General features: G+C 67.1%; 5 protein-coding genes and 1 pseudogene. 3 read left to right on the top strand and 3 right to left on the bottom strand.

Going from position 1 to position 5,146, the window contains the following annotated elements:
• Window positions 1-1,056: serine hydrolase domain-containing protein (locus tag KME77_RS17565; RefSeq protein ID WP_219468630.1), on the bottom strand; the 1,056-nt coding region annotated here is incomplete at its 3' end.
• Between the two features lie 285 nt (window positions 1,057-1,341).
• Here KME77_RS17565 and KME77_RS17570 point away from each other — a divergent pair.
• Window positions 1,342-2,109: a GbsR/MarR family transcriptional regulator gene (locus KME77_RS17570; RefSeq protein ID WP_219468633.1), complete on the top strand. Its 768-nt coding sequence runs from the start codon at window positions 1,342-1,344 to the stop codon at window positions 2,107-2,109.
• Between the two features lie 245 nt (window positions 2,110-2,354).
• Window positions 2,355-2,546 (top strand): annotated as a pseudogene (locus tag KME77_RS17575) (hypothetical protein); the annotation flags it as partial.
• A 56-nt stretch (window positions 2,547-2,602) separates the two neighbouring features.
• On the opposite strand, the gene KME77_RS17580 reads toward KME77_RS17575, so the two are convergent.
• Window positions 2,603-2,905 (bottom strand): hypothetical protein, encoded by a 303-nt coding sequence (locus KME77_RS17580; RefSeq protein ID WP_219468639.1) that lies wholly within the window; start codon window positions 2,903-2,905, stop codon window positions 2,603-2,605.
• Window positions 2,906-3,400: 495 nt separating this feature from the next.
• Window positions 3,401-3,547 (bottom strand): hypothetical protein, encoded by a 147-nt coding sequence (locus KME77_RS30655; protein WP_504739331.1) that lies wholly within the window; start codon window positions 3,545-3,547, stop codon window positions 3,401-3,403.
• A gap of 174 nt (window positions 3,548-3,721) precedes the next feature.
• On the opposite strand from KME77_RS30655, the gene nhaA reads away from it, so the two are divergent.
• Window positions 3,722-5,038, top strand: a complete 1,317-nt coding sequence (nhaA, locus tag KME77_RS17585; protein WP_219468641.1) for a Na+/H+ antiporter NhaA — start codon at window positions 3,722-3,724, stop codon at window positions 5,036-5,038.
• Window positions 5,039-5,146: the final 108 nt, after the last annotated feature.

A 5,146-nucleotide genomic window follows, 5' to 3' on the forward strand; every position in this document is an offset into this window, starting at 1 on the left:
GCCCCACACCTTCGCACCGCACGACAGCTCCCACGAGAAGACGCCGGCACCGTACGTGGTGCCGGGGATCCAGGTGTCCTTCCAGGTGCCGTCCGGCATCTTGATCCCGGTCTTGACCATGGCGAACATCTCCCGCCGCTGGGCGGGCGGCAGGAGCGTGCCGCGCAGCAGCGCGCTGGTGAATCGGTTGAGGTCTGCGACTGTTGAGACCATTCCGCCGGCCGCCCATCCGATGGTGGCGCTCTGGTCGGTCACGTCGTAGACCTTGGCGTCGGTCTCGGCGGCGAACAACGTGGAGTAGTGCCGTGGGTGCGGGCCGCGTATCTTCGTCTCCTTGCCCGGCAGGTACGTCCCGGTCAGGCCCAGGGGGCGGACGACGCGCCGCTCGATCTCGCCGGCGAGTGTCCTGCCGGTGACCTTCTCGACGATCATCCCGGCCAGGACGTAGCCGGTGTTGGAGTACACGAAGCCGTCACCCGGCGCCTCGAAGGAGCGCGGATTGCGCAGGCCGATCTTCACGAGTTGCTCGGGTGCGTAGGCGTCGTAGCGGTGCTCCAGCCAGGCGGGGCCGGAGAACTTGGCGAACTCCTCCTTGTCGTTGCCGTAGTTGAAGATCCCGCTGGTGTGGTTGAGCAGGTGCCTGACGGTGATCGTGCCGCCGTCGTTGTTGTTGCCCTTGACCAGGCCGGGCAGCCATTTGTCCACGGTGTCGTCGAGGCTCAGCTTCCCTTCGGCCGCCAGTTGCAGGACGACGGTGGCCGTGAACGCCTTGGAGGCGCTGCCGATCCGGAACCGTTCCTGCGGCTGACGCTTGCGGCCGGTCCGGGTGTCGGCCACCCCTGCCGAGCCGAACCACCGCCCGCGACGGTCGCGGACCTCGGCGACCATGCCGGGCGCACCGCCGCCGGCCACGGCCTGGTCGAGCGCCTCCTGAACCTGAGCGTGGCCCGGGGCGCCCGCCCTGGAGGCAGCTGCCGCGGGGACCGCCGTCGCGGCCCCCGCCAATGTCACGGCGGTGATGAGCAACCCCGCCGTGGAGGGGAGAGATTTGGCCATGTCGATTCCTTTCAGGCGAGGAACACCAGCGCGCCACTGATCGTCCGCTCGCGATAGTACGCGTTCAGTGCGGATAAAAAGCTAACTTGCATTTATAAATCTCGCAACCTATATCCGGGGAATCCTCTGTTTTTGCAGGTGGTATCTCCAAGGCTTGCAATGAGCATGTGAGTGAACGCAAGAAGCGTGGGAGGATTTGCAATGAGGTGGAGATGAACGCAATACTGTCCACCTGCCCGCGGACCCCTCAACGGGCTGACACAGCAAACAGGAGGCGAAGGCCCGATGCCGGGAGGCAGACTGACCTACCAGGATCGCCGGCACATTGCCGCGGGGCTGGCCGAAGGGCTCACCTACACCGAGATCGCCAAGCGCCTGCAACGGCCGATCTCCACCGTCACCCGCGAGGTGACCCGTAACGGTGGAGCCGACAGGTACGAGGCCGACCGGGCCCACCAGGCGACCGAAGGCCGGGCTCGCCGGCGTAGACAGGTCTCCGCCACAGCGCCGGCGCCACCGGCTGCCGGCGGCGCGCCCGGGCGGGACCCTCAAGCGGTTCACGCTCTGGAGGAGCGATTCACCGAGGTGATGATCGCGACAGGGCTGCCGAGAATGATCGCCCGGGTGCTCACCTGCCTGTACACCACCGACAGCGGCAGCCTCACCGCCGCCGAACTCGTCCAGCGTCTCCAGGTCAGCCCGGCGTCCATCTCCAAGGCCATCGGCGAACTCGAACGGCACGAACTGATCCGGCGCGAACGCGACCCCCGCCGGCGGCGTGACCGGTACGTCATCGACCCCGACGTCTGGTACCGATCCTGGCTGGTCAGCGCCCGGCAGAACGCCACTCTGGCCGATCTCGCCCATGAGGGGGCGCAGATCCTCGACTCCACCACTCCTGCCGGCACCCGCCTGCGGGACATGAGCCAGTTCTTCGAGCACGTCAGCCAGAACATGGTGCAGGCCGCCGAGCAGTGGCGGCAGGACTTCCTGTCGAGGCGAACGACGGATCGTCAGAGCGAAGCACGGCCCCAGGCCGATGTCACCGCGTAAGTGCGTCGTCAGGCGGTGACCGCCGATTCCCGAATTTTGTCACCCGAAGGCGCCTCTCGGACGGTAGTTCCGGAGAGAGTGTCGCAAGGGGAGCGGGAGATGGTAGACGGATTTGCTCGGTATGTCGAGCAGCGGCATGAGCGGCTGTGCCGTACGGCGTTCCTGCTCACCAGGGACTGGGCAGCGGCGGAAGATGTGGTGCAGACCTCGCTGATCAAGCCCCGAGGCCCTGGCGCAGCCTGGCCGAGGTGGAACTGGCCACCGCCGAATGGGTGGCCTGGTTCAACACCACCCGCCTGCACTCCGCCACCGGACACCTCCCACCCGAGGAGTTGGAAGCGATCTACTACGCTCAACACCACCCCAGCGAAGCCCTAGCAAATCAACCGTTGAGGTCTCCATCAAAGCCGGGGCGGTTCACGGCAAGATCCGCCTGACCGTCAAGATCAGACGGATCTGTCAACCTCAGTCCTACCGTCTCAAGGCTCCAAGATCATCCGTAACTGGTGGTGTAGGAGTGACCCACCACCCATGTGCCGTACTGCTCGCACTTGGCATTCGAGTACTGCCCGACCGGTACCCAGACGCCCACCTTCGTCGTGTTGTTGGAGCAGTAGGCAATGGCCGCCACCATGCCCGAGCCGCCCGTGCACCGCGCCCACGTGATGACCTTCGAAGGCAAGCTCTGGCCGCTGCTGCAGTCATACGGGCGGGGCTCGGCGTGTGCGGCGGCCGGGAACATGAGGAGGCTGCCAAGAGCAGCGGTCGCCATCATGGTGAGTGCGGTGCGAAGCATGGTGTCTCCCCGGTCGATGAATCGGCACCGACCGCTTTGTCGAGGAAGTTTCAAGGCGGTGAGCATCTTCTTCTGCTCACCGGCGCGGCCGCGCTGGAGTGAACTGTAGGAGGCGAACGGGACGGCGGCTATCCAAATGACGTCGCACGAAATGCGGTCTTCGGATGGCTCGCTTCATGAGCTGATGCAGGCATCTTCTTGGAGGCTGCGACTGGTCGGAGGAGGTCAGCTCAAGTACAGCCCCTGTCACGAGTACCGCCCCTCTCCTGGCCCGTAGATCGGCCGCGATCACCTGGACATAGATCCGGTGCGCGTTGCCAGAGGGACATCCACCCGCTGGACCCAGGTTCCATCAGTGGGACCTCGGTGCCTGCTTCTGGAACCGGGGTCTCACCGCTTCGAGAAAGCCGTTCTGCCGGGAGTTGTAAAGAGCTACTGAACCGGGGTGCCGCACCCTTCATGAAATCCCGCGATTGACTGTTCCCTGGGCAAGGGTCACGCCTGACGGGACAGGCTGTGCCGGTGTTGCTGCCAGCGTTCGAGCAGGGCAGGTATCTCGCTCAGCATGAAGTGGTAGAAGTCACGCATCTGTGACAGCGTCGGCAAACTGGCCCTGATGCCCTGATGCCCTGATGCCCTGATGCCCCGGTGCCCTGTGCAGACCCGGTCGCACGGCTGCTCGTCGACGAACCGGTGATCGCGGGCCGGATCTGATCAGTTTTGGGCTCTTTGAAGGTATTGATACGTTGGAGAGAGGTGTGCCGGGAAGCCTGGTCGGCAAGTGAACAGCCACTGTCCTGCCAGGAGCGGAGTTTCATGACGGGCACCCCGACCAGACCTGCGCTGCGCCTGCTCGACAGAAGCACCTGGCCCGAGGCGCGCCGCATCGCCGACATCCTGCGCAAGGAGACCATCGGTGGCGCGCTGCTCCTGGCCGCCGCCCTGGCCGCGCTGATCTGGGCCAACTCACCGTGGGCGCAGACCTACCAGGACCTGCGCGCGATCGAGGCCGGGCCCGCCGCGCTGCACCTGAACCTCGACCTTGCCACCTGGGCCGCGGACGGCCTGCTGGCCATCTTCTTCTTCGTCGCCGGGCTGGAGCTGAAGCGCGAGTTCGTCGCCGGTGACCTGCGCGACCTGAGGCGGGCCGCGGTGCCGGTCGCCGCGGCCTTCGGCGGGGTCATCGTGCCCGCGCTGGTGTACCTGGCGATCGCGGGGGCGGCCGGGGCGGCCCGGGGGTGGGCGATTCCGACGGCCACCGACATCGCGTTCGCGCTGGCGGTGCTGGCGGTGATCGGCCGATCCCTGCCCGATGCGCTGCGTACCTTCCTGCTGACGCTGGCCGTGGTGGACGACCTGATCGCCATCGTCGTCATCGCTGTCTTCTACACCTCGCAGTTGGCGCTGCTGCCGCTGGTGGGCGCCTTGGTCCCGCTGCTGGCCTTCGCCGTCCTGGTCCGGCGGGGGGTGCGGTCGTGGTGGGCGCTGCTGCCGTTGGCGTTCGCCACCTGGGCGCTGGTGCACGCCTCGGGCGTGCATGCCACGGTGGCCGGGGTGCTGTTGGCGTTGACCGTTCCCGTCCTTGCGAGAAAGACGGCGAACGGACCGGCCGCCGGGCCAGGGAACGCAACGGTGCCCGGACTTGCCGAGCGCTTCGAGCACCGGTTCCGGCCGATCTCGGCCGGCGTCGCCGTGCCGGTCTTCGCGTTCTTCTCCGCCGGGGTGGCACTGGGCGGGCTGAGCGGCCTGGGCCAGACGCTGGCCGAGCCGGTCGCGGTGGGGATCGTGGCCGGGCTGCTGGCCGGCAAGCCGCTCGGCATCCTGGCCGCGACCTGGCTGGTGGCCCGGTTCACCCGTGCCACCCTGGATGAGGGCCTGGCCTGGATCGACATGGCGGGACTGGCAGTCCTGGCCGGCATCGGGTTCACCGTGTCGCTGCTGATCGGGGAGCTGGCGTTCGACGGGGCCGGGGAGGAACAGGTCAAGGTGGCCGTACTGGCCGGTTCGCTGGCCGCGGCACTGCTGGCCACGGTGATCCTGCGGTTGCGGGCCCGCCTCTACCGGCGCATCCACGCGGCCGAGAGCGCCGACTCCGACGCCGACGGCATCCCCGACCTGTACCAGCCCTCCTAGGGCCTGTTTTATAAGCGGGTCAGCCAGTCGTTGATGATGGCGATCTGAACGGTGGCCTCGTAGCGGACGGCGAGCTTGTCGTACCTGGTCGCGACGGCACGGTGGCGT

This window comes from Nonomuraea rhizosphaerae (genome assembly GCF_019396405.1).
Taxonomy (GTDB): Bacteria; Actinomycetota; Actinomycetes; order Streptosporangiales; family Streptosporangiaceae; genus Nonomuraea; species Nonomuraea rhizosphaerae.